At 46.8% G+C, this 23,451-nt stretch carries 22 protein-coding genes and 1 pseudogene; 13 read left to right on the forward strand and 10 right to left on the reverse strand.

Annotation, left to right across the window (positions count from 1 at the left end; translation table 11 throughout):
* Positions 1-60: 60 nt before the first annotated feature.
* From lptD to SHD_RS22300, 8 genes and pseudogenes are all read left to right on the forward strand, one after another.
* The gene (gene lptD / locus SHD_RS15330; RefSeq protein ID WP_023267942.1) at positions 61-2,358 is read left to right on the forward strand and encodes an LPS assembly protein LptD; all 2,298 of its coding nucleotides are present in this window, start codon (positions 61-63) and stop codon (positions 2,356-2,358) included.
* 219 nt (positions 2,359-2,577) lie between these two features.
* Positions 2,578-3,882 (forward strand): peptidylprolyl isomerase SurA, encoded by a 1,305-nt coding sequence (surA, locus tag SHD_RS15335; protein ID WP_023267943.1) that lies wholly within the window; start codon positions 2,578-2,580, stop codon positions 3,880-3,882.
* A gap of 6 nt (positions 3,883-3,888) precedes the next feature.
* Positions 3,889-4,875: a 4-hydroxythreonine-4-phosphate dehydrogenase PdxA gene (gene pdxA, locus SHD_RS15340; protein ID WP_023267944.1), complete on the forward strand. Its 987-nt coding sequence runs from the start codon at positions 3,889-3,891 to the stop codon at positions 4,873-4,875.
* Between the two features lie 14 nt (positions 4,876-4,889).
* Complete coding sequence (gene rsmA / locus SHD_RS15345) at positions 4,890-5,696, forward strand: 16S rRNA (adenine(1518)-N(6)/adenine(1519)-N(6))-dimethyltransferase RsmA (RefSeq protein WP_011627022.1); 807 nt, start codon at positions 4,890-4,892, stop codon at positions 5,694-5,696.
* Positions 5,697-5,751: 55 nt separating this feature from the next.
* A complete protein-coding gene (apaG, locus tag SHD_RS15350) occupies positions 5,752-6,132 on the forward strand; it encodes a Co2+/Mg2+ efflux protein ApaG (protein WP_023267945.1) in 381 nt (126 codons plus the stop codon).
* Positions 6,133-6,153: 21 nt separating this feature from the next.
* On the forward strand, positions 6,154-6,978 hold the full coding sequence (locus SHD_RS15355) for a symmetrical bis(5'-nucleosyl)-tetraphosphatase (RefSeq protein ID WP_023267946.1): 825 nt from the start codon (positions 6,154-6,156) through the stop codon (positions 6,976-6,978).
* A 98-nt stretch (positions 6,979-7,076) separates the two neighbouring features.
* Positions 7,077-9,098: a methyl-accepting chemotaxis protein gene (locus tag SHD_RS15360; protein WP_023267947.1), complete on the forward strand. Its 2,022-nt coding sequence runs from the start codon at positions 7,077-7,079 to the stop codon at positions 9,096-9,098.
* Between the two features lie 103 nt (positions 9,099-9,201).
* Positions 9,202-9,381, forward strand: a pseudogene (locus tag SHD_RS22300) (hypothetical protein); the annotation flags it as partial.
* Positions 9,382-9,478: 97 nt separating this feature from the next.
* Here the strand turns inward: SHD_RS22300 and SHD_RS15365 are convergent.
* From SHD_RS15365 to rplU, 7 genes are all read right to left on the reverse strand, one after another.
* Positions 9,479-9,895, reverse strand: coding sequence for a DUF3718 domain-containing protein (locus SHD_RS15365; protein ID WP_023267948.1), 417 nt, complete (start codon positions 9,893-9,895; stop codon positions 9,479-9,481).
* A 202-nt stretch (positions 9,896-10,097) separates the two neighbouring features.
* Positions 10,098-10,580, reverse strand: coding sequence for a type 3 dihydrofolate reductase (gene folA / locus SHD_RS15370; RefSeq protein WP_023267949.1), 483 nt, complete (start codon positions 10,578-10,580; stop codon positions 10,098-10,100).
* 22 nt (positions 10,581-10,602) lie between these two features.
* Positions 10,603-11,076 (reverse strand): threonine/serine exporter family protein, encoded by a 474-nt coding sequence (locus SHD_RS15375; RefSeq protein ID WP_011621694.1) that lies wholly within the window; start codon positions 11,074-11,076, stop codon positions 10,603-10,605.
* Positions 11,073-11,834 (reverse strand): threonine/serine exporter family protein, encoded by a 762-nt coding sequence (locus tag SHD_RS15380; protein WP_023267950.1) that lies wholly within the window; start codon positions 11,832-11,834, stop codon positions 11,073-11,075. The genes SHD_RS15375 and SHD_RS15380 overlap by 4 nt, the downstream gene beginning before the upstream one ends.
* Before the next feature lie 27 nt (positions 11,835-11,861).
* Positions 11,862-13,028, reverse strand: a complete 1,167-nt coding sequence (gene cgtA, locus SHD_RS15385) for an Obg family GTPase CgtA (RefSeq protein ID WP_023267951.1) — start codon at positions 13,026-13,028, stop codon at positions 11,862-11,864.
* Positions 13,029-13,239: 211 nt separating this feature from the next.
* Positions 13,240-13,494, reverse strand: coding sequence for a 50S ribosomal protein L27 (rpmA, locus tag SHD_RS15390; RefSeq protein WP_007650346.1), 255 nt, complete (start codon positions 13,492-13,494; stop codon positions 13,240-13,242).
* 14 nt (positions 13,495-13,508) lie between these two features.
* Positions 13,509-13,820, reverse strand: a complete 312-nt coding sequence (gene rplU / locus SHD_RS15395; RefSeq protein ID WP_011073451.1) for a 50S ribosomal protein L21 — start codon at positions 13,818-13,820, stop codon at positions 13,509-13,511.
* Between the two features lie 273 nt (positions 13,821-14,093).
* On the opposite strand from rplU, the gene ispB reads away from it, so the two are divergent.
* Together ispB and SHD_RS21655 are read left to right on the forward strand one after the other, a co-directional pair.
* Positions 14,094-15,065 (forward strand): octaprenyl diphosphate synthase, encoded by a 972-nt coding sequence (ispB, locus tag SHD_RS15400; RefSeq protein ID WP_039978538.1) that lies wholly within the window; start codon positions 14,094-14,096, stop codon positions 15,063-15,065.
* A 111-nt stretch (positions 15,066-15,176) separates the two neighbouring features.
* Positions 15,177-16,393, forward strand: a protein-coding gene (locus tag SHD_RS21655; protein WP_152526558.1) for an IS3 family transposase whose coding sequence is annotated in 2 segments (ribosomal slippage) — positions 15,177-15,525 and positions 15,525-16,393 — 1,218 coding nt in all. Because the reading frame shifts where the segments join, the coding sequence is not laid out codon by codon here.
* Positions 16,394-16,473: 80 nt separating this feature from the next.
* Here SHD_RS21655 and fadE read toward each other — a convergent pair.
* Positions 16,474-18,921 carry an acyl-CoA dehydrogenase FadE gene (gene fadE / locus SHD_RS15415; protein ID WP_039978522.1) on the reverse strand — a complete coding sequence of 816 codons (2,448 nt, stop codon included), beginning with the start codon at positions 18,919-18,921 and terminating at the stop codon, positions 16,474-16,476.
* A gap of 243 nt (positions 18,922-19,164) precedes the next feature.
* On the opposite strand from fadE, the gene SHD_RS15420 reads away from it, so the two are divergent.
* Positions 19,165-19,944 carry a class II glutamine amidotransferase gene (locus SHD_RS15420; protein WP_039978523.1) on the forward strand — a complete coding sequence of 260 codons (780 nt, stop codon included), beginning with the start codon at positions 19,165-19,167 and terminating at the stop codon, positions 19,942-19,944.
* 163 nt (positions 19,945-20,107) lie between these two features.
* On the opposite strand, the gene SHD_RS15425 is transcribed toward SHD_RS15420, so the two are convergent.
* Together SHD_RS15425 and SHD_RS15430 are read right to left on the reverse strand one after the other, a co-directional pair.
* Positions 20,108-20,920, reverse strand: a complete 813-nt coding sequence (locus SHD_RS15425; protein ID WP_039978524.1) for a DUF3108 domain-containing protein — start codon at positions 20,918-20,920, stop codon at positions 20,108-20,110.
* Positions 20,921-21,049: 129 nt separating this feature from the next.
* Entirely contained in the window at positions 21,050-21,490 is a 441-nt protein-coding gene (locus SHD_RS15430) for an MGMT family protein (RefSeq protein WP_152526561.1), read from the reverse strand.
* Between the two features lie 210 nt (positions 21,491-21,700).
* Between SHD_RS15430 and def the strand changes: the two genes are divergently transcribed.
* A complete protein-coding gene (gene def / locus SHD_RS15435) occupies positions 21,701-22,192 on the forward strand; it encodes a peptide deformylase (RefSeq protein ID WP_023267959.1) in 492 nt (163 codons plus the stop codon).
* Between the two features lie 210 nt (positions 22,193-22,402).
* Complete coding sequence (gene rhlP, locus SHD_RS15440; protein WP_023267960.1) at positions 22,403-23,251, forward strand: rhombotarget lipoprotein; 849 nt, start codon at positions 22,403-22,405, stop codon at positions 23,249-23,251.
* The last annotated feature ends 200 nt before the right edge of the window (positions 23,252-23,451 follow it).

Consider the following 23,451-nt stretch of genomic DNA (forward strand, 5'->3'; position numbering starts at 1 on the left):
GTTTGCAACTTTCCCCGTCGATACTTGTCCAGACAAAGAAATCATTATTATTGACCTAAGATGCAGATCCGTTACTTTCTGGCCTTGAGCCTGTTACCGCAAGTTGTCCTGGCAGACGAATCTCCCACAGCCTCAGCGTCACAATGCGTCATTGAACCGCCAGTACCTCGTATCGTATCTGAACCCGGCCTGAGTGCAGCTGACAAAGAGAAAATTCGTATCGTTTCGGACAGTTCAAACGCCGAGATGGGCAAACAAGCCATTTTTACCGGTGATGTAGTCTTCAGCCAGGGCGACAGGCACATTGCCGCCGATGAGGCAATTCTCGACCAAGCGACCGAGCAGTTTGATGCCAATGGTAACCTGGTTTTCCAAGACAGTAATTTTACTGTTACCGCCGACTCACTTCAGGCACAAATGCGCAGCAATCGCGCGACCCTAAAGGGTGCACAGTATTGGTTGCATGGTCAACAGGTTCACGGTGATGCCGAAAAGCTGCAAATCACCATCAACAACAACCTGATCTTAACCAACACTAACTTCACGACTTGCCCGCCAGACAATGTTTCTTGGCTGCTCGAAGCAGAAAAAATTAAGATTAACAGCGAAGAAGAATGGGGCGAGATTTGGAATGCTAAGCTAAGAGTTGCCGACATTCCGGTGTTCTACATTCCTTATATGACGGTGCCAGTTTCCGATAAACGTAAAACCGGCTTCCTCTACCCAAGCTTTAGCACCAGCACCACTAACGGTTTTGAAGTTTCCGCGCCCTATTATTGGAATATCGCGCCGGAATACGATCTCACCTTTACACCTAACTATATGTCTAACCGTGGTTTATTCACCAAGACAGAGTTTCGTTATCTCGCGGGTGAGGCTCAAAATGGCCGCTTGAATTTAGAATATCTGGGCAACGATCAGATGATCAGCGGCAGCCCAAGCCGTTACCTTTATAACTGGCAACATCAAGGCGCCATCGATAAAAACTGGCGGGTACTCGCTAACTTTACCGAGGTGTCAGATAACAACTATTTCAATGACTTAAAATCTGATGTCAACCGCGCGACCGATAACCAATTATCGCGGATTGGTGAAGTCAGCTACTTCGAACGAGATTGGGATATCAGCACCCGGGTGCAAGATATTAAAGTGCTCGGTGAGGACGAAAAACCTTATCAAGTGATGCCGCAGGTAAACTTTAACTACCGCGCCGCCGACTTTTGGAATAACTTGGACTTTGGCTTCAATTCAGAGCTAACAAACTTTGCCCACCAAGATGACAATGTCAATACCGCTACTCGTTTGCATATGGCGCCTAGCTTAACATTGCCAATCCATGGCCCTTCGGGTTCGTTAACCAGCCAAGTTAAACTGATGCAGACCAACTACTGGCAAGAAAAAAACAACAGTGGATTCGATGAATTAGACGACACTGTCAGCCGCACCATTCCGCAGGTGCGAATTAATGGTCAGATCAACTTCGAGCGTTTTACCGAATTGTTCGATCAAAACTACCGCCAGACGCTCGAACCTCAGTTCCAATATTTATACGTCGGTTATGAAGATCAGCGTGGCATCGGCATTTACGATACCGCCCAGTTACAGGACGACTACTTCGGTCTGTTCCGTGACCGCCGCTTCTCCGGCCTTGACCGTATCGCCGATGCTAACCAAGTTACTCTTGGTGTCACAACCCGTTTATTTGATGATCACAACCAAGAGGCGACTAAGTTCAGCCTTGGGCAAATCTTCTATCTACAGGACAGTAAGCTAGGTTACGAAGACAATATTTTCGAGCAAAATCAATCTACATCAGTATTAGCTGCCGAATTAGATACTCGCTTAAGCCATGATTGGTATTTAGGCGCTGCGATTCAGTACGATACCAATACCAGTGATAACAAGAAAACCGAAGTTACCTTAGACTTCCGTCCTGAGGTCAATAAGCTCTTACAACTCAGTTATCGTTATGTACCGGATCTGCTGAACTCCAACACCAACGATCTGGTAAATATTTCCCAAGCGGGTGTGCGTGGAGCATGGCCGATTAACGACAGTCTGTATTTTGTCGGTAACTGGTACTACGACCTTAACGAGAGTCGCAGCGTTGAAACCTATACAGGTTTCCAATATGAATCATGCTGTTATGCTATTCGTCTCAGTTATCACTATCGCATTAAAACCAACTACGATGACAATATTGGTTCGGCCGCAATCAATGACCGTGAGCAATTTGAAAGCGGCGTTTACTTGAATTTAGTCATCAAAGGACTCGGTGGTTCAGGCCCATTAGGCGTATCAGATATGCTCAATGATGGTCTGTTTAACTACAGAAAACCGCTTTACCTGAGGAATTAGCAAAGATTTGTGGTAGATTGCTGAACCTCAACAAGGACTGAGAGTCCAAACAGGTTAATGAAAGCCGTGCGCTCCCCCAAAAAGAGTTTAGGAACGCACGCTTTTAGAGTTACTAACAAAAGAACATTTAGGCAACTCACTGTAATTTCGATATAAATGGTAAAGTTAACTTAAATAAGCCGTCGAATTTGACCTTAGAACGTGCCAAGGATTTTGTGGATGAAACCCAGTAAACATCTGATTTTTGCTTTATTTGCACTCGCTATCAGCCAGCCTACTATGGCCGCTCCTCAGCCTATCGACCGTGTTGCCGTTCAAATCAACGACGGTATTGTGCTCGAAAGTGAAATCACCAATATGATTGACACTGTCAAAGCCAATGCGAGAGCCGCGAATCAATCGTTGCCATCCGACAGTGCACTGCGTACTCAGGTTATCGAGCGACTCATCCTCACTCGTTTACAGTTGCAGATGGCGGATCGTATCGGTCTGCATATCGGTGACTTACAGTTAGACCAAGCAATTGAAAACATTGCCCGCGAGCAAAAAATGACCGTGGCGCAAATGCAGCAAAAAATCGAGAGCGAAGGCTTAAGCTTCAGCCAGTACCGCGAGCAACTGCGTGAAGAAATCACCCTAGGTGAAATCCAACGTATCCAAGTACAACGCCGTATCCAAGTGTCACCACAGGAAATCACCGGCCTGGTAAAACTGATCCAAGAGCAAGGTATGAAGGACGTCGAATACCAAATCGGCCATATCCTGATTGACGTACCGAACAACCCAAGCAGTGAACAACTGGAAGCCTCCAGCAAGCGCGCAAACGCGGTACTCGAACGCTTAAAGAGTGGTGAGGATTTCCGCCGCACCGCCATCGCCTCTTCATCGGGTCCTAAGGCACTGGAAGGCGGTATCTGGGATTACATGAACATCAACGAGATGCCAACGCTGTTTGCCGAAGTGATCAATGGCGCGAAGAAAGGCGATATTATCGGCCCAATCAAGAGTGGCGCAGGTTTCCACATCATCAAGATCATGGATGCCCGTGGTTTACAAACCAAAGAAATTGAAGAAGTCAGAGCGCGTCATATCCTGCTCAAGCCATCGCCAATTCTGTCGGAAGACCGCGCTAAGGCCATGTTAGAGCAGTTCTTAAAGCAAATTCGCTCTGGCGAAGCCAAGTTTGAAGATTTAGCGCGCCAATACTCTGAAGATCCAGGTTCAGCCACTAAAGGCGGTGAACTGGGTTGGGCAGAGCCAAGCATTTATGTGCCTGAGTTTGCGCAAACTCTTAATAGCTTAAGCCAAGATCAAATCAGTGAGCCTTTCCGTACTACGCACGGCTGGCATATCGCGCAGCTGGAAGAGCGCAGAAAAACCGATGCCACGGATCAATTTAATACTAACCGTGCACACCAACTGATCTTCCGTCGCAAATTTAATGAAGAACTGCAAAACTGGCTAGACGAAATGCGTGCCGACGCATACATTGAAGTCTTTCAGCCTGAGTCAAACCGAGGTTAAGGTAAATTGACCACTAAACGTATTGCCGTCACCCCCGGAGAACCTGCGGGTATCGGCCCCGATTTAGTCGTGCAACTCGCTCAGCAGGCTTGGCCTGCTGAGTTAGTCGTTTGTGCGGATCCCGAATTATTAGCTAGCCGAGCTAAACGACTCGGCCTGCATGTTACTTTCCGCCCTTATTTGCCCGATCAAGCCCCAAGGCCCCAAGAGGCCGGTACACTTACCATCGCGCCTTTCAAACTGGTGACCGACGCCGTTTGCGGCCAGCTCGATGAGCAAAACAGTGCCTATGTAGTTGAAACGCTGCGTTATGCGGGTGAGAAAAACATGAGCGGCGAGTTTGATGCCGTAGTTACTGGCCCAGTCCATAAAGGGATCATCAACCAAGCGGGGATTTCCTTTAGCGGCCATACCGAGTTTTTTGCCCATCAGGCCAACTGCCCCGATGTGGTCATGATGTTAGCGACTCAAGGCTTACAGGTGGCACTGGTGACCACCCATATCCCTCTGGCCTATGTAGCAAAAGCCATTACGCGCCAGCGTTTGCATCATATTATCAAGATTTTACACGCTGATCTTATCAGTAAGTTTGCCATTGCTTCCCCTAAAATTTATGTCTGTGGATTAAACCCACACGCGGGTGAAGACGGCCATCTTGGCCGGGAAGAAATCGATGTGATTATTCCGGCACTGAACGAACTGCGTGAAGAGTATCAAATGAACATTGTCGGCCCTCTACCCGCCGATACCCTGTTCCAACCTAAATATTTACAGGACGCGGATGTCGTGTTGGCCATGTACCATGACCAAGGCTTACCCGTTCTAAAGTCACAGGGATTTGGCAAATCGGTAAACATTACCTTAGGTTTACCTTATATCCGTACCTCGGTTGACCATGGTACGGCGCTCGATCTTGCGGGAACTGGCAAAGCCGATATTGGCAGTTTTGTCTGCGCCTTGAATAAAGCCATTGAGTTATCCTCAAAAAACTAAACGATTAGATATTAATGAGTAGCAAAGTACATTTAGGCCACACGGCCAGAAAGCGTTTCGGACAAAACTTCTTAACCGACGACAATGTGATTAACCGCATTGTGGGTGCGATCGCCCCTGATAATGACCATGTGATGGTCGAAATCGGCCCCGGCCTTGGCGCCTTAACCGAACCTGTCGCCACGGCGATAGATAATCTGACCGTTGTCGAGTTAGACCGCGATCTGGTTGAGCGCTTGCAGAATCACCCTGTACTTAAGGATAAGCTCACGATTCACCAAGGCGATGCGCTGCAGTTCGACTTTAGCCAGTTGGTGGTACCGGGTAAAAAACTCAAAGTATTTGGTAACTTACCCTATAACATTTCTACCCCTTTGATGTTTCATCTGTTCGAATTTGCCGAGCAGATTGAAACCATGCACTTTATGCTGCAAAAAGAAGTGGTGCTGCGTTTATCGGCAAGCCCTGGCAACAAGGCCTATGGCCGCTTAACTGTGATGGCACAGTACTTCTGCCAAGTGGTTCCCGTGCTCGAAGTGCCGCCCCATAGCTTTGCGCCACCGCCAAAGGTAGATTCTGCCGTGGTTCGTTTGCTACCCTATGCCGAAAAACCATTCCCCTGTAAGGATGTGAATGTACTGCGCCAGCTGTGCACCACAGCCTTTAACATGCGCCGTAAAACACTGCGTAACAACCTTAAGCAAGTGTTAAGCGATGAAGAGTTTGAACAACTAGGCATAGACCCTAACCTGCGCCCTGAGCAAATCAGTGTTGAGCAATATGTCGCCATGGCGAATATGGTGTGTGATAAGCAGGCTTAAGCAATATCAGTTTGATGGGCACTTTAGGGTGCCCTATCTTATTAAAGGGAGCAGCATGAGCGCATTGGATGACTCAATCCGAGTCGAAGTCAAAACCGAATACATTGAACAACAGTCCTCACCCGAGGAACAGAAATACCTCTTTAGCTACACTATCACCATCATCAACCTCGGTGAGCAAGCCGCAAAGCTCGAAACTCGCCACTGGATTATTACCGACGCCAACGGCAAAATCAGTGAAGTGCAAGGCGCAGGTGTTGTCGGCGAAACCCCAACCATTCCCCCTAATACCGCTTACCAATATACCAGCGGCACAGTGCTCGATACCCCCCTTGGCATTATGTATGGCACTTATGGTATGGTCAGCGAATCAGGCGAGCACTTTAAGGCAACGATTAAGCCCTTCCGCTTAGCACTCCCAGGTTTATTACATTGATTTAATTATAGAAAGGATATTGTGGCCCATTATTTTGTTGGTGATGTCCAAGGCTGTTTTGCCGAACTTCAACGATTACTTGCTAAAGTCGACTTTAATCCATCCCGCGATGAACTCTGGGCGGTTGGCGATCTGATCGCCAGAGGCCCAGATTCATTAGCTACACTGCGTTTTTTTCAATCCTTAGGTGATGCGGGCAAAACCGTCCTCGGTAATCACGATCTGCATTTACTCGCCCTCCACGGCAAACTCAAGCGGGATAAACCCAGCGATAACCTCGCGCCACTGTTAAATGCGCCCGATATAACGAGTTTAATAGACTGGCTCAGACAACAGCCGTTAATGCGAGAATTACCAGAGCACAAAGTCATCATGACCCATGCCGGTGTGCCGCCACAATGGTCGTTGGAGGTATTAAGGCAAGAATCTTTACTTGTCAGCAACGCCCTCAAACAGAGCGATTACCTCGAAGCGCTGATAAGCCAAATGTACAGCGATACCGCCGAGCGTTGGGAGCCAAGCGCTATAGGGATCAATCGCCTACGCTTTTGTATCAATGCTTTGACCCGCATGCGCTATCTGTATGTCGATGGTCATTTAGACTTTGACTGCAAACAGCCGCCAGAGGATTGCACTAATCCACAGCTACGGCCTTGGTTTGAATTCACTTCTGCGCTACGTGAAAGTCACACCTTAGTGTTTGGTCATTGGGCGGCATTGATGGGTAAAGTTAATGATCCTAAGCTAAAGGCATTAGATACGGGCTGTTGCTGGGGGGAACATCTAACCCTATGGCATCTTGAAAAAGACCAAAAAATTACCCAAAAAAGGTTAAAAAAGAGTTAAACTAACACGGAGTTTGGTCGATAAACGACAGTACATCTAAGCCCTGAATTTTAATCATCTTTTCATTCGGAATAATATAATAATAACCGGAGTATCCTATGAAAGTTAATGTAGCCACCCGAGTCATTGGCGGGTTTAGCATAGTGACGCTTTTACTTGTGTTGTTAGGATTTACCTCGTACCTGACGAACATTAGCCTTAAAGATAGTTCGGCAATGATGCAAGAGCTGAGTCTTCCAGCCTTAAAGGCAACCAACCATTTGACTGAATCCTTAAGTGAACAGCAACGTCAAGTATTAATCGCCTACCATGCCCCTAAATCCAAACTTATTCCCGATATCCGAAAAGTATTTAACGACCATGGTACTCAGTTTAAAAATGAGATAACCAACCTCAATCAACTAGTTCAAAAACAAGACAACTTAGCATCATTGATTTCCCAGTTAAGCGGTAGTTTCTCAACCTTTGAACGTGACAGCCTCGCGATGCTCACTGAACGAGAAGCCGCCCTCAGCAAGCAAGAACAGCTTATTAACCTAAAGAAGAAACTTGAAAATGCCGCTGATGATGCTTCATCGGTACTGCTCGATATTATCGATTTAGAGAATAGTCAAAATCCTGATGCCCAGAGTCTTGCTGCTTCAGCCAGCGCAATTGATAGCAGCATGGGAAATATCATCACCACTATTGCGGATTTGGTGACAAACGAAGAAATGAGTAAACACGAACTCATTTCCAAGGAACTCGATTACATCCTTAGTGAAAGCAAAAATAAGCTCGAATACGTTAACCGTCATGCGCAGGGTATTGTGGATGCGGATACCTTAACATCAGTCAATGAGGACATTAAAAAGGTACTCGCGTTGCTCGAAGGTCCAGATTCTATGGTCCTACTTAAAGCTAGCCAATTAAATCATGCCCTATCAGCCTCTAATCAATTGGCGATAATAGAGAAAGATGTCAAAGTTATCGACCGCAATATGGAAGATGTGAGTGATAACATCGAGTCAGTTGCGGCCAATATGAGCCAAGAGACAATTGCCAAGATTGATGCCGCGAGTATCCGCACAATGATAGTTGTACTGATTGCCATTGTTGCCGCAGTTATCATCAGTTTTGCGGTAGTTACGCCCTTAAAACGTTCACTCAACCAAGTCAATAATGCTTTGAATGTGCTCGCATCGGGCAATTTAACCCATAAGTTAGATGACTCTGGTCACGATGAATTTGCCGAACTCGCCAAAAACTGCAATCGTTTAGTTGATAGCTTACGCGGCTTAATCGTTGGGATTTTAGATCGTTCAAATCAGCTAGCCGCCGCAGCAGAACAAACATCGGCTATCACTGCGCAAACTACGACCGGGATTCAAGAGCAAAAGAATCAGGTAGATCAAGTCGCTACGGCAACAACAGAATTAAGCTCTAGTGCACAACAAGTCTCGATGAGCGCAGATGATGCACTGGCGCAGATCAAGCAGGCCGATCAAGAAGCCAAGCATATGCGCACTATTGCCGAAGAGAATAAGCGCACCATTTTAGCCCTCGCAGACGAAGTCGCTAAGGCTGGCCAAGTGATCAACAAGGTACAATCGGATAGTGCATCTATCGGCTCAATTCTCGATGTGATCCGCGGTATTGCTGAGCAGACTAACCTACTGGCATTAAACGCGGCTATCGAAGCGGCACGCGCTGGTGAACAAGGCCGAGGCTTCGCGGTTGTGGCAGACGAAGTGCGCAGCCTAGCATCTAGAACCCAAGTCTCGACGCGCGAGATCCAGCAAATGATTGAGGTGCTGCAACAGGGGGCTCAGCAAGCCGTAGCAGCCATGGATATGGGCCGTGCCCAGGCCAATGCCTGTGTCGATAAGACAGAGCAAGCTAATCTCGCCCTAGAGACCATCAGCCAATCGGTACATAAAGCTTACGATGCGGGCACGCACATTGCCCATGCTGCACAGGAACAAAATCTGGTTAGCCAGCAAGTATCTGAGAAGCTTGAGCATATTGCCGCAATTTCTGAAGAAACTGCGATTGGCGCCGATCAAACCGCGCAATCGAGTCATCAAGTCGCTAAGCTCGCCGAAGAGCTGCAAGCTTCTGTTGGTGAATTTAGAGTGTAAGCAAACACGTAAGTATAAACAGGGTCGCAATAGCGGCCCTTTTCTTTGGCTTGCGCTTATGCCTGTGCTTTCGCTTGGCTTTTAAGCTATCCCGCAGTTATGACTTTCAACAGAGCGCCACTATGCCTTCAAGCCTTCGCCTTGTCTAAAGCCCGTTTAACTCCCGCTGAATGAACAGATATTTAATCCGATTGGTATTAAAGCAGGTAGCAGTGGCAATACACAGGAACTCGGCAATCAACATCCAACTCAATATCAATACAGGATATTTGGCAAAAACTAACTAAACGACGCCTATAAAAAATGCCGAACTCAGTTCGGCATTTTAAGCATCATTCTTTTACTGTGTAAAAACACACTAAAAATGATGGAATAGATGATTACTCTTCTTCACCGCCAGCCGCTGCGCCTAAACGCTCTTTCACCGCAGCAGTGATAGGACTCGCGCCATGGCCATTCGCTTCAGCCCATGCTTGAATCGTCATGCCATCGGCTTCTGGTACGCTGAGTTCATTGACAGATAAACGCTTGGCCACAAACTCACCCGCATCATTCGCATTTGCTGCATAGGCAGTACGCAATAAGCTTTGACCATCACAGCTAATCCCACTGTACACTTGGCGTAATTTAACACGGCTTTCTTTTAGTTTTTTACGTAGACGGTTTTTATCATTGGCTTTTACGTAATCACAAATACTTGCGACCAGTGGATCTGCTTCAGCAGCTTTCGCCGTGGTAGGCACAGAAACATAGCTAAATCCAATGAGTGCAGCCAAAGCTACGGGCATAAGACGCATCCGATACTCCTTAATACTTTCTTATAGTTTTATTATGTTTTGTATGGTTTGCGTCTATCTCTAGCAGATATCGGCCTCCTAGGAGTCATCAGTAAAAAAGCCGTAAAATACCGCTATCTCAACTAAGTCAGGCCTATCGGATCTAATACCTTAGACATATTGACAATCCATACGCACAGGGTACACAACAGAACAACGTAATTTAACATTTTTTTGTCAAATTGATAAAGCGATATTCTAACCCATCAGCATTTATACTAGTTAAGGATTCTGTTTCTAGCCATTTATCGCTATCCCATGAGGGGAAAAAGGTATCTCCTTCAACATCCAGATTAATTTGAGTGAGGTATAGCCTGTCAGCTTGAGGTAATAATTGCTGATACAATTGTCCACCGCCGATAACGACCAACTCTTCACAATCACCGGCAGCCAGTTTAGCGTCTTCGAACGAGGTCACGCAGGTCACGCCTTCAATCTGTAAATCCGCTTGGCGAGAAATCACAATATTGTGGCGTCCAGGTAAAGGGCGACCGATGGACTCGAAGGTTTTACGCCCCATTACCACAGGTTTACCTAAGGTCATAGCTTTAAAGTGGCGTAAATCTTCGGGCAGATGCCATGGCATTTTATTGTCTTTTCCAATAACTCGATTGTTTGCCATCGCGGCTATCATAGCAATGCGCATGGGCACTCCTTTGGTATTGTTTTTATTGAATAACAGGGCGGGTTCTAAAATACAGCAGACTTGGTAAAGCAAGGCCCACCGACAGCGCGCCTAAAATAAACACGGTTTTTAAGCCGTTACTGATCACTTGTCCGGTCAGCTCTTGGCTAACCTGCGACTGCGCCGTTAATTGCACTAGGGCTATTACGGTATTAAAAGCGTAGGTCCCAGGGATCATCGGGATAATCGCCGCAACGGCATACATCAAGGGCGGCGCGAGGTGACGCTTGGCAAAGCCGATAGTGATAGTCCCCACTAGAGCCGCGGCGGCAAAGGTTGCCCATTCGATAGGCAAGCCAAATTGCAGCATTAACGTGCGTGAGCTGTGCCCTATGGCGCCAGCAAGCGCGCAGTAGGGTAAGAAACGTTTCGGCACGTTAAACACCATGGCAAAGCCTACAGCGGGAATTGCTGAGAAAAAGGCATCGTGTAATAGCGTCCACAACAAGGCGATCATAGGAAGATCCCCCCTAGCTGCATCGCAATGGTGATACCAATAACGGATGACACTGTAAGCAAGGTGGCATGACCCCAGCGAGAAATCCCCACGTTCATATGGCCTTTGACCATATCAGAAATCGCATTGATCATCGGAAAACCCGGCACCAGCATCAACACACTGGCCGCCATGGCCGCCTGCGGAGTCTCACTCAAGTTAAACACATAACCCGTCTGCGCCAATAAGCTGGTGACAAATGCCGTCACCGCAAAATTAACCAGCAAATTAAAATGCCGCTTGGCGATCGCAAGGCGCACCGACATCCCGACTGCTGAGGCAAAAAAAGTGATGATTGATGCGGCGACATCACCATTAAATAGATGACAGAAACTTGCACAGGACAGACCTATCATCAATACAACCAAATATGGTGGGTAGGTCTTAGGTTCAATCCGCGCTAGGCGTTTACGCACTTCGTTGGGACCATAGAGCCCTTTTTCCGTCAATAAACAGATACGCTGCAACTCGCAGACTATGGTCATATTGATGCCATGCTCGCGGATCCGACGCGTCGTCGTGATACAACGACCATGCACTAAACTGGTTAACACGAGGGAATTAGAGGAGATGGAAAGCTCAACACTTGCCAATCCTAAGGCCTGACCCAGGCGCTGACTGATTTCTTCAACTAAATCAGATTCAGCACCGTAGGCCAGTAGCAGTTGTGCGACACGCACAACCTGCCGAGTAATGTCATTTTGAGTATCTGCGTACACGGGACTCTCAAAACTTAGATAGGGATATTATCTTTGGTAGATCACTTCTACATCGTAGTCGTCATCATCAAAGTCATCGTCGAATTCATCGTCATAGTCTTCATTGATCGCATCAATGTTGGCTTGATGATAATTGTCCCACTTGAACTCAACCTCTGCATCTGGGTTCGCATCTTTATCTTCCGGTGGAAGACTTTGGATGAAGTCCAGCAGCTTGGTCGCTAATTCTTTAGTACCATCGCGGCTATAGGCAGAAATGGTATAAACCTCACCTTCCCAACCTAGTTCCTTAACTACGCGATCCACTTTCTCTTTCAGCTCATCTTCGAGCAGCAAATCGGCCTTGTTAAAGACTAACCAACGTGGCTTGCTCGCCAATTTTGGCGAATATTTTTCAAGTTCACCGACGATCGCACGGGCAGAATCCACAGGATCTGTGCCATCAATGGGCTCGATATCGATGATATGTAACAGAATACGGCAACGTTCTAAGTGCTTTAAGAAGCGAATACCCAGACCTGCGCCTTCTGCCGCGCCTTCGATCAAACCAGGAATATCGGCGATCACAAAGCTTTGACCAGGGCGAGGGTTAACCACACCGAGGTTAGGCACTAACGTCGTGAAGGGGTAATCAGCAACCTTTGGCGTTGCACGTGATACGGCACGAATAAAGGTCGACTTACCCGCGTTAGGCATACCCAGCAAGCCAACGTCGGCTAATAACAGCAGCTCTAATTTCAGGCTACGGACTTCACCCGGAGTACCTAAGGTCTTTTGACGTGGCGCACGGTTAGTACTGCTCTTAAAGCGCGTGTTGCCTAAGCCGTGGAATCCGCCTTTAGCCACTAATAGCTTTTGGCCATGGGTGGTTAAATCGCCGAGGACTTCTTCGGTTTCATCATCAATGGCACGCGTACCCACAGGCACTTTTAAAATCAAATCTTTACCACTATGGCCGGTACAGTCACGGCCACGGCCGTTTTCACCGCGCTCAGCCATGTGAAAACGTTCAAATCGGTATTCAATCAGGGTGTTATGGTTTTCATCGGCCTGTAGATAGACACTGCCACCATCGCCACCATCACCGCCATCAGGACCACCATCAGGGATATATTTTTCGCGTCTGAAACTCACACAACCGCTACCGCCGTCGCCTGCTTCGACCCTAATTACTGCCTCATCGACAAACTTCATACTTACTCCTGGCATCACTGAATGAAGGAATTATACCGTTTAACTTCATCGGTCGCCAAAAAACTCGAGATACTTGCTCCCAATCTTACCAGCCAACGCCCTCAATTTGATAAAGATTTACCAAACTCACCAGAAACGCAGGTAAATAGAAGCATAAAAACAGAAAGCCCCACCAATGGCGGGGCTTTACAGTATAAGCTAGACTCGAAAATTAAGCTTCGATGCTAATAAACTTACGGTTATTAGGACCTTTAACTTCGAATTTTACTTTACCGTCAGTCAGAGCAAACAGAGTGTGGTCACGACCAATACCCACGTTTACACCAGCGTGGAATTTAGTACCACGTTGACGAACGATAATGTTACCAGCTAGAACTGATTCACCGCCAAAGCGCTTAACACCAAGACGTTTACTTTCTGAATCACGGCCGTTACGAGTAGAACCGCCAGCTTTTTTATGTGCCATGAGTTAGACTCCTATTATGCGTTGATAGCAGTAATTTTAACTTCGGTGAACCACTGACGGTGGCCCAACTTCTTGTCGTGGTGCTTACGACGACGGAACTTAACGATAGTTACTTTCTCGCCACGACCATGACTTACTACTTCAGCAACGACTTTACCGCCAGCTACTAAAGGAGCACCAACGTGCACTTTTTCACCGTCAGCGATCAGTAGTACTTGATCGAATTCAACAGTTGAACCAGTAGCAACTTCTAATTTTTCTAAACGAACTGTGTGCCCTGGGGCTACACGGTGTTGTTTACCACCACTTTGAAAAACAGCGTACATAGCTATTTTACTCCGATATTTCTAACACGCTGGCTCACACTATGGGAGGCAGGGTGCTACAAAAACTTTATTGACAATGGGCGCGGAGTTTACGCGAAGAATCCTTATCTGGCAAGCCCTAATTAGGAAAGAATAAAAAAAGGCCGGAATAACTCGCACATTAGTAGTGTGAGTACTGTCATATGTCGGAATTTTAGGTAAAATTCATTCTATATAACACGTGAGCCTAAAATAGAGGCCGGGTACGTAATGGCCCCACAACCAGAGTCTATTATGGATTTAAACGCTATTCGTCAACTGGCTGACACTGATATGCAAGCAGTCAATCAGCTGATCTATAAACAGCTGGAGTCAGATGTCGCCCTGATAAACCAGTTAGGTTTCTACATTATTAATGGTGGTGGTAAACGTCTTCGTCCTTTACTGTCCGTCCTCGCAGCACGCGCCGTCGACTACCAAGGTGAAGCCCACCTTAAGCTTGCCGCGATTATTGAATTTATTCATACCGCTTCATTATTGCACGATGATGTGGTCGATGAATCGACCCTCAGACGCGGCCGCGAAACCGCCAATGCTCTTTTTGGTAACAGCGCCAGTGTATTAGTGGGTGATTTTCTTTATACCCGCTCATTCCAAATGATGACCGAACTCGACAGCATGCGCGTATTACGTGTATTAGCCGACACCACCAACGTATTGGCTGAGGGCGAAGTATTACAGCTAATGAACTGTAATGACCCAGATACTACCGAAGAAAGCTATATGCGGGTGATTTATTGTAAGACCGCTAAGCTATTCGAAGCCGCCACGTTACTGGCCGCCGTATTAGCCGGCGCCACACCCGAGCAAGAAGCCGCATTGGGCGACTATGGTAAGTTTTTAGGTACAGCCTTCCAGCTCACCGACGATTTGCTCGACTACACCGCCGACAGTGAAGAGTTAGGTAAAAACATCGGTGATGACCTCGCCGAAGGTAAGCCAACCTTACCGCTGATTTATGCCATTGCCCATGGCACAGAAGAAGAACAGCAACTCATTCGTCAAGCGATTGAGCAAGGTGATGGCACCCACGCCATTGAGAAAATTGTTGCAGCTCTGCATCACTGCGGCGCGCTCACTTACACTCAGCAAAAAGCCATTGAAGAATCCAACAAGGCGATTGCAGCATTGGCGGTATTACCCGACAGTGACTTCAAAACCGCATTAATTTCGCTGGCAAAAATCTCTGTTGACCGCAACCACTAATTGGCAGCGATAAACCAATAAAAAGGCCTTGCTTAGCAAGGCCTTTTTATTTTTAACGTTGACCAGTCCTAAATAGCGTTGACACTTTTCAAACTCATTTTGGAGAGTGTAATGACTTCAACAATTAAACGAACTCAACGCGATTATTCCCTCGCTTTTAAATTGGCAGTTGTCGACCAAGTGGAAAAAGGCGAACTGACCTATAAGCAGGCTCAAGACAAGTACGGTATTCAAGGTTGTTCTACCGTGCTAGTGTGGTTACGCAAGCATGGCAAACTGGATTGGTCCCAAGGGACACCCTCTACATCAAGGCGAGGACAGTTGATGACTGAACCCACCACGCTCACTCCCGAGCAAAAGATAAAAGCCCTCGAAGCCGAACTCGAAGATACCCGCATGAAAGCTGCGTTCTTCGAAGCCATTGTCGAGAAACTCAGAACAGACTACGGGATATCCGTCGTAAAAAAGCCACGTGCAAAACGCTCCAGGAAAAAACGACCGTAGGTTATCGCGTCACTCAATGCTGCCGCTACCTTGGTATCAGTCGCCAGGCGTATTATCAGCAAGGTCAGCGGCAAAAAGCATGGGAGCAAAGGGAGCAACAGGTGTTGCAAACGGTACAATATGAACGGTTGTTTCAACCACGAATAGGTACACGCAAGCTACAGTATTTACTCAAGAAATCGCATCAAATACTGATTGGGAGAGACCGGTTATTTCGCTGTCTCAGAGCGCATCGTTTGTTGGTTACGCCTAAGCGGGCGTACCACAAAACGACCAACAGCCACCATCGATTTAGGTGTCATCCCAACTTGCTTAAACCCAGTGAGCAACAAGTGAACATCACTCGCTCAGAGCAAGTCTGGGTGGCGGATATTACCTATCTGCCACTGCAAGATAATGAAGCTTATTTAAGCTTGGTGACCGATGCTTGGTCACGAAAAATTGTGGGCTATCATGTTGATGATAATCTTAAAACAGATGCTGTGCTAACCGCCTACAAACGGGCGCTGAGACAGCGACAAGATAAAAGTAAACCGCTGATACACCACTCAGACCGAGGGATACAGTACTGCTCCAAAGCGTATCAAGCGGTTCACGCACAACATGGTGTAACATGCTCAATGACAGACGGATATGACTGCTACCAAAATGCGTTAGCAGAGCGAGTAAACGGCATATTGAAGCAGGAGTTTTTAACTCATAAACCCGCAACGCTGGAGGATGCACGACAGATGGTGACAGAAGCTGTTGCCATTTATAATCAACGACGGCCCCATTTGGCCTTAAAATACAAAACGCCCGATGAGGTTCATCAGGCGTTTTAGGTGGAAATAAGTGTCAACTTATTTCAGGACGGGACATAGATGGGCTTAGTTAGTACAGCTCAGCTAATACAGCTTCGCTATTAAGCGGCGCGTTCCTGTGACGTCGTTGCGACGACTTCAGGGCGCAGCTCTGCTGGGTCAAAGTCATCCACATTGATAGACTTCATACGGCCGATTTCGGCACGTTCCAACAGTTCTACTTCGCTGTCGCTCAATACACCTAAGGCTTTACCTTCAGCGGCAACTTTATCTAACCACATGAAAGGTAAACGCTTGCCACTAGCCTTACAGACTTTGTCGAATAAAGGTTCGGCGGCCAGAATATCCTTCAGGGTTTGCTCTTGGATACCCACAGCATTGTGCTCAGAGTTAGTCCAGAACTGACCTTTACCTAAACGATCACGGCTTTCACATGGGGTTTGCATGATCTTGGCCACTTTATGGTCTAACACATCGCTTGGACGTTTCAGTGGACGGCCGAATGGGAACATGATGGCACGTAATACGCCGCCTAGACCCATAGGGAAGTTATCCAGTAAATCGTCTAATGAAGCCTGTAACTTGTACAGCGCATCTTCAACAGCCCATTGTACCAGTGGTAGATCGTCAGTTTGACGGCCTTCATCTTGGTAACGTTTTAAGGTCGCAGAAGCGAGGTATAACTGGCTTAACAGATCGCCTAAGCGGGCAGAAATACGCTCTTTACGTTTTAAGTTACCGCCTAAGGTTGCCATGGCTAAGTCTGACAGCAGGGCTAAGTTGGCACTGAAACGGTTCATATGTTGATAATAACGCTTGGTTTTATCTGAATATGGCGCGTTAGAGAAACGGCTTGATGTCAGACCTAACCAGAAGCTACGGACAAAGTTACTGGTTGCAAAACCAATGTGACCGAAGATGGCCGCATCGAAGTTGGCTAAGCCTTGGCCAGACTCAGTATCGAACGCTGACTCCATTTCGGCCAATACATAAGGATGACAACGGATAGCGCCTTGACCATAGATGATCATCGAACGTGTGAGGATGTTTGCACCTTCAACGGTAATCGCAATCGGAGCCGCCTGATAGCCACGACCTAAGTAGTTGTTAGGGCCTAAACACACACCCTTACCACCGTGGATATCCATGGCATCGATAACACATTTCTGCATACGATCGGTCAGGTGATATTTGACGATAGCCGAGATAACCGAAGGTTTTTCACCTAAGTCGATACCTGTAGTGGTTAATGAGGTCACTGCATCCATCAGATACGCGTTACCACCGATGCGTGCCATTGGCTCTTCAATCCCTTCTAACTTACCAATAGGCAGTTTGAATTGACGACGAATACGCGCATAGGCACCTGTTGCCAGAGCGGCTGTTTTCACGCCACCGGCAGAGTTTGATGGCAGCGTGATACCACGGCCAACAGACAAACACTCAACCAGCATACGCCAGCCTTGGCCAGCCATTTTCGGACCACCGATGATAAAGCTTAATGGCACGAACACGTCTTTACCGCGAGTAGGACCGTTTTGGAACATACAGTTCAGCGGGAAGTGGCGACGACCAGTTTCAACGCCTTCAACGTCTGTTGGAATAAGCGCGCAGGTAATGCCCAGCTCTTCTTTGTCGCCTAACAGGTGATCAGGGTCACGCAGCTTAAATGCCAGACCTAATACAGTGGCAACTGGGGCGAGGGTGATATAACGCTTGTTCCAAGTTAAGCGCATACCTAATACTTCTTCGCCTTCCCATTGACCTTTACATACGATACCAAAGTCAGGGATAGAACCCGCATCGCTACCCGCCTCAGGACTAGTTAACGCAAAACAAGGCACTTCTAAACCTTTGGCTAAACGTGGCAGGTAATAGTTTTGCTGCTCAGGCGTACCATAGTGTTGTAACAGTTCACCAGGGCCTAAGGAGTTAGGTACACCTACAGTGGATGCCAGTTCGCTGCTAATGCCAGCAAGTTTTTGCAGTACGCGTGATTGGGCGTAGGCTGAGTACTCTAAACCGCCGTATTTTTTCTTGATGATCATGGCGAAGAAGCCGTGATCTTTCAGGTATTGCCATACTTCAGCCGGTAAATCAGCCAGTTGGTGTGATACCTGGTGTTGATTCACCATACGGCACACTTCTTCCACTGGACCGTCTAAGAAGGCTTGCTCATCGGCACTTAAACGAGCGACAGGGTAGTTGTGGAGTTTTTTCCAGTTTGGGTTACCCGCAAACAGATCGGCTTCCCACCAAGTGGTACCGGCTTCAATCGCTTCTTTTTCGGTAGAAGACATTTCGGGCATGATGCCACGGTACATCTTCATCAGTGGGCGACTGATAACATTTTGTCTAAATGCACTGATATTGAGGGGCAGCGCGATCACCAGGAAGATAATCCAAGAGATAGGGCCGACAACATCGAGTGTCCATCCGGCTGTCATCACAACAGCGGCTGCAATAGTGGCAGTGAGCAAAGATACCCGAAGGTAAGCTAGGGCTCCTAGCACTAATATCATGGCGATGAGCCAAAGTAGGGTAGTCACTGTATTTCTCCTTAATCATGACCGAGTGCCAATCACAGGTCATAACGAGTTTTGTTGATTGCGATCACAATTATAGTTTGTGGTCTGACCTGTGTCGCATAAAAGTTAAACCTAAGGCCGTTTTAATACAAGTATTTTTCAAACAATTGTTTAAATTTTTTGTCACCTTTGATCATTCCACAAATGTCATCAACTAGTTACAATGCAAAACCGTGGATATTTGGATTAAGAAAGGCGAGAAATATGTGTGAGTTACTGGCGATGAGCGCCAATGTGCCGACCGATATTGTGTTTAGTTTTACAGGGTTAGCACAGCGTGGTGGCGTCACTGGGCCCCATGTTGACGGTTGGGGGATCACTTTCTATGAGGGTCGTGGCAGCCGTACTTTTAAAGATGCTTGCCCGAGTAGTGAGTCGCACATTGCAAAGTTGATCAAATCTTATCCAATTAAAAGCGAGGTGGTGATAAGCCATATTCGCCAAGCTAATCGCGGCTGTGTCTCGCTTGAAAATACCCACCCATTTACCCGCGAGTTGTGGGGGCGTTATTGGACCTATGCTCACAATGGCCAGTTAAGCGACTATCAGTCGAAGTTTCAGGTGTCCCGTTATCAGAGTGTTGGCGATACCGACAGCGAGTTGGCTTTCTGCTGGATATTAGAGCAAATCGCGGCCAAGTTTGGCGACCATCGCCCCGACGATATGCAAGCCGTATTTAAATTTGTTGCAGCGCTTGCCGAACAAATCCGCGCCCTTGGGGTGTTTAATATGATCCTCAGTGATGGCGAATATCTGATGAGCTACTGCAGTAATAATCTTTGCTATATCACCCGCAGAGCGCCCTTCGGTAAGGCAAAATTAATTGATACCGATGTGGTTATTGATTTTGATAAAGAAACCACACCGCACGACGTTGTCACCGTGATTGCCACTCGGCCACTGACTGAAAATGAAAACTGGCATGTCATGCAACCCGGTAATTGGAAGTTGTTCCGCTTAGGTGAGCTGCTTATCGATGTGTAATCGGGGCACTGTCACTGTTGTTCTACTTTGATGGCATTAAATCAGAGACAAAAAGGCCAAACGGAGTCACTCACGTTTGGCCTTTTGTGTTTTGTGCTGCGTTGTTACTGCATCTTAGAAGCAGCACTCAATTCGTCTTATCAGCCATAAACACTTAACTAATTTAATTAGCGCCTGTGCCTAAAAGCTTAGGCACTTTCTGCTCAGTCGGAATTTCGGTTTTATCGGCAGCGGCTTCAACGGCTGCGGGCGTGACTGCAACTGGCACATCGTCGAAGTGATAATTCAGCAGTTTGATATCCAGCTGTTTGCTGCCTTTTTCAAAGTGCGTAAGACGAACGGGCAGGTAGGCTAGATCCGGCGCCATCCAAAAGAAGGTTTGGCGTTTGTGATTGTCACGCACAACCTCAATTTTGACCGTATCGTAGCTGCCGCTTTCAATTGTCATCCGTTCCTTACCAATCACATGGAACTTGTATTCATCGATCTCGTTGGATTTAACCATCTTATAATCAAGCACTTCTTTACCAGCGCTGATATCGAGACGAAACTGCAGCTGCACCATTAAAGGGTCGAAAATATCGCCTTCAAAGGGGAATTTGCCTTTTTCATCCTTATAACGGGTGTGGATCATCCCCTGAGCCTTGGCAAAGGCGGTTTGCTCGACAAAGTTCGGGCCAACACCTTTACGCTCATGTAAATAGCGCATGGGTAATAATTGATTACCCTCTTGGCCAAATTCACTCAGTACATGGCGCACATCGGTGAGTAATAACAGGCTAAGGTCGCTGTCAAAGCGATATTTATAAACGCCATCCTCGATGGCGGGCAGTTGATACTTGGCCTTACCCAACTCAATATCACCATAATTAACTTGATATTCAGCAGTTTGAGGCGTTAAAGGCGTTGGCGCCGCCATCGCAAATACGCTGTGGGTGAGTGCGAGACTCACGAATAACGTTGGAATTGTGCGCAAGTAATGCTCCTTTATATCGCAAACAGATTGCGGCTAACACCGCTTATCCCATTGGCTAAACTGTCACGCTTAATTGTTTATAGCTGAGGCTATATCGGGTGTAAACAGTTTATAGATCAATATATTAAACTAGAAGGGGATTGACATCACTAAGGTTGCCATATCCGGTTGCCACTCAAACTCAGACAAGTCTACTTTGCCACAGTTCACTGTAACGCCTTCAATACGCAATAATTCCATCTGTTCCTGAAAGGAGACTGAATGCTTTTCGAAGGATATTTTCCCTTGGCTGTTGAGTACTCTATGCCAAGGAAGTGACAAATGTTCGGGGGCGGATTTAAGTGCCTTCGACACATAGCGGGCGCGCCCGGGTAAACCAGCAAAATCGGCCACCTTGCCGTAACTGCTGACTTTACCTGGCGGGATCATCGCGACAATATGCCAAATCTTCGCCATCGGCGAGAGGGTGTTTTGTATCTCTTGCGTGTTGCTCGTTTCGTCTGACGTGACGGCCTTATCTTGCTCTAAGTAGCGATAAAGTGGGGATTTATCTTTTGCAAACCGCATGATGATGCCAAATAAAACCATAAAAGAGGTTAGCCAGTGTAGCGTTAATTACCGCCTAAGTGAAACAGCGAACGGCTGATACTGCTACAATTTAAATCTAAAAAATCGATTGTAATGATTTTTATTAAACTATTTAGTTTTGAATATTGAGAAAACACAGGAATAGTTCATAATAGCGCCAAATTTTTTGACTCACTAAGAGATGAAACAGTCATGGCTGTACTCGATATTCTGACAATTCCCGATGAGCGTCTAAAGCGCAAAGCACAACCCGTAAAAGACATTGAATCGATTCAGGGATTTATCGATGATTTAATCGAAACCATGTACCACACCGACGATGGTATCGGTCTGGCCTCGACCCAAGTGGGCAGTACAGATGCAGTGATTGTGATCGATTTATCCGAAAATCGTGACCAACCCTTAGTGCTGATTAATCCAGAGATTGTTGAAAAGTCAGGCGAATATGTGGGTGAAGAAGGCTGTCTTTCTATCCCCGGCTATCGCGCCAAAGTGAGCCGTTTTGAAAAGGTCAAAGTCACCGCCTTAGATAGACAAGGCAAAGCGATTGAAATCGAAACCGATGACTTTTTAGCCATTGTTTTACAACACGAAATCGACCATTTACACGGTAAAGTGTTTATCGAACATTTATCGGCATTAAAGCAGCAAATCGCGTTGAAAAAAGTGCGTAAATACGCCTAAGCAGATGAATTTGCGCAACTCATTATTTTAATCATCTAAGCCAAAGCCGCATTCCGATGCGGCTTTGTTGTTTCTATGCATTTAAAAACCCATACAAAAGCGCGATATGTGAAGTTAACGGCTTGTTTTTACAGCAGTGACTCGCTAAGGTAGCGGCAATATGCACGGGTTGCACGGCCTGTGCGCAGTAAGGATACGGTAGGGAAACAGATGAAGACAAAATTCATAGCGCTTGTGGGCGCGCTGGCATCGATTAGCATCTTGCTTGGTGGTTGCAGTGCTTTTTTTAACGGTAACACCACCGAAAAAAACGTGGTTTCCAGCAGTCTGGTTGAATATCTCTATCCCGACGATAAGCAGCGTGAGGCGCAGCAGCCTAGTATCCCAGTGCTGCGTCTTCCCATCACGGTTGGTATCGCCTTTTTACCTTCCACCCATTGGCAATACGAAGCCCTCGATAGCAGCTCGCAAATCGCCTTGCTGGATAAAGTGAAACAGTCATTTGTTAAATATGACTTTATTGATCGAATCGAATTAATCCCCAGCACTTATCTTAAAAATGGCAAAGGTTTTAGCACCTTACAGCAGGTCGCCCGCTTACATGATGTCGATGTGATGGCACTGGTGTCTTATGATCAACTGCTACAAAGCAGCGAGAATAAGGCTTCACTGCTGTATTGGACCATAGTCGGCATGTATATGGTGCCCGGCAATGAAAACGCGATCCAAACCTTTGTCGATACCGCTGTATTTGATATGCGCAGCCAAAAAATGTTGTTTAGGGCGCCCGGCATCAACCAACTGACCGACACGTCAACCGCGGTGAGCGTCACCAACGTGCTACGTGAAAAATCCACCGAAGGCTTTGAACTAGCGGTAAACGATATGATCACTAACTTAGACGCTGAATTAGCCCGCTTTAAAACCCGTGTGAAAGAAGAACATATTGCGACCATAGAACATAAACAAGGTTATAGCGGCGGTGGCAGTTTATCCCTATTAATGCTCTCGCTACTGGGCATATTTGCACTTCGCCGTTTAACTATCTGCCGAGAATAGTTGAGTTGATTGGTTTGAGCCTATTTAGTCAGATAGGGAAGGTGGGATAGGGAAGGTTAGTTAGGATGATATTTATGCCGTTAAGAACTGCTGTATTGATGACAATCTTAACTAGCCATGACACGGTTAATTCTGCGAAAAGCTTTTTCCCTTTTTAATTTACACCTAATTAATTTACCGCCTTACTGAGCCGTTATTTG

The sequence above is a fragment of the Shewanella decolorationis S12 genome, from assembly GCF_000485795.1.
GTDB classification, from domain to species: domain Bacteria; phylum Pseudomonadota; class Gammaproteobacteria; order Enterobacterales; family Shewanellaceae; genus Shewanella; species Shewanella decolorationis.

Excerpts from the sequence above, each read along its gene's own strand:
- SHD_RS15375 (WP_011621694.1), bottom strand. The coding sequence starts at position 11,076 with ATGATCGCCTTGTTGTGGACGCTATTACACGATGCCTTTTTCTCAGCA.
- SHD_RS15365 (WP_023267948.1), bottom strand. The coding sequence starts at position 9,895 with ATGCGTCTTATGCCCGTAGCTTTGGCTGCACTCATTGGATTTAGCTAT.
- cgtA (WP_023267951.1), bottom strand. The coding sequence starts at position 13,028 with ATGAAGTTTGTCGATGAGGCAGTAATTAGGGTCGAAGCAGGCGACGGC.
- lptD (WP_023267942.1), top strand. The coding sequence starts at position 61 with ATGCAGATCCGTTACTTTCTGGCCTTGAGCCTGTTACCGCAAGTTGTC.
- surA (WP_023267943.1), top strand. The coding sequence starts at position 2,578 with ATGAAACCCAGTAAACATCTGATTTTTGCTTTATTTGCACTCGCTATC.
- folA (WP_023267949.1), bottom strand. The coding sequence starts at position 10,580 with ATGCGCATTGCTATGATAGCCGCGATGGCAAACAATCGAGTTATTGGA.
- rsmA (WP_011627022.1), top strand. The coding sequence starts at position 4,890 with ATGAGTAGCAAAGTACATTTAGGCCACACGGCCAGAAAGCGTTTCGGA.
- SHD_RS15420 (WP_039978523.1), top strand. The coding sequence starts at position 19,165 with ATGTGTGAGTTACTGGCGATGAGCGCCAATGTGCCGACCGATATTGTG.
- apaG (WP_023267945.1), top strand. The coding sequence starts at position 5,752 with ATGAGCGCATTGGATGACTCAATCCGAGTCGAAGTCAAAACCGAATAC.
- rplU (WP_011073451.1), bottom strand. The coding sequence starts at position 13,820 with ATGTACGCTGTTTTTCAAAGTGGTGGTAAACAACACCGTGTAGCCCCA.
- rhlP (WP_023267960.1), top strand. The coding sequence starts at position 22,403 with ATGAAGACAAAATTCATAGCGCTTGTGGGCGCGCTGGCATCGATTAGC.
- def (WP_023267959.1), top strand. The coding sequence starts at position 21,701 with ATGGCTGTACTCGATATTCTGACAATTCCCGATGAGCGTCTAAAGCGC.
- rpmA (WP_007650346.1), bottom strand. The coding sequence starts at position 13,494 with ATGGCACATAAAAAAGCTGGCGGTTCTACTCGTAACGGCCGTGATTCA.
- SHD_RS15360 (WP_023267947.1), top strand. The coding sequence starts at position 7,077 with ATGAAAGTTAATGTAGCCACCCGAGTCATTGGCGGGTTTAGCATAGTG.
- ispB (WP_039978538.1), top strand. The coding sequence starts at position 14,094 with ATGGATTTAAACGCTATTCGTCAACTGGCTGACACTGATATGCAAGCA.